1 pseudogene is annotated in these 924 nt (G+C 58.9%); it reads right to left on the reverse strand.

The annotated features are described in order from the left end of the window. A pseudogene (locus OSC10802_RS52715) lies at nt 1-870 on the reverse strand (hypothetical protein); the annotation flags it as partial. Nucleotides 871-924: the final 54 nt, after the last annotated feature.

Genomic DNA, 924 nt, shown 5'->3' on the forward strand with positions numbered 1-924 from the left:
AGGAGAATCCGGGGTTGCGGGAATGTCTGCCGGTGGTGCAACAGATGCCGGTTCAACAACAGTTGCCGGAATGTCCACCGGCACCTCAACCACAGGAGAATCCGGGGAAACAGTAGTGTCAGCGGCGACAACTGCCGGTTGATCCACGATTGCCGGAATATCTGCCGGCACTTCAACTGCCGGTTGATCCACGATTGCCGGAATGTCTGCCGGTGGTGCGACAGATGCCGGTTGATCCACAATTGCCGGAATGTCTGCCGGTGGTGCGACAGATGCCGGTTCATCCGGAGTTGCGGGAATGTCCACCGGCACCACAACCACAGGAGAATCCGGGGTTGCGGGAATGTCTGCCGGCACTTCAACCACAGGAGAATCCGGGGTTGCGGGAATGTCTGCCGGTGGTGCAACAGATGCCGGTTCAACAACAGTTGCCGGAATGTCCACCGACACCACAACCACAGGAGAATCCGGGGAAGCGGTAGTGTCAACTGTTGCCGCTGCCGGTTCAACAACAGTTGCCGGAATGTCCACCGGCACCACAACCACAGGAGAATCCGGGGAAACCGCAGTGTCAGCGGCGACAACTGCCGGTTCAACAACAGTTGCCGGAATGTCCACCGGCACTTCAACCACAGGAGAATCCGGGGTTGCGGGAATGTCTGCCGGTGGTGCAACAGATGCCGGTTCATCCGGGGGTGCGGGAATGTCCACAGGCACCACAACCACAGGAGAATCCGGGGTTGCGGGAACGTCCACCGGCACTTCAACCACAGGAGAATCTGGGGTTGAGGGAATGTCCACCGGCACCACAACCACAGGAGAATCCGGGGAAACAGTAGTGTCAGCGGCGACAACTGCCGGTTCACTCATATCCGGCAATGACTCACTACTATCAGCCCCAGGCTCACTGATATCCCTCACCGG

The sequence above is a fragment of the Kamptonema formosum PCC 10802 genome, from assembly GCF_000332335.1.
Lineage (GTDB): Bacteria > Cyanobacteriota > Cyanobacteriia > Cyanobacteriales > Oscillatoriaceae > Oscillatoria.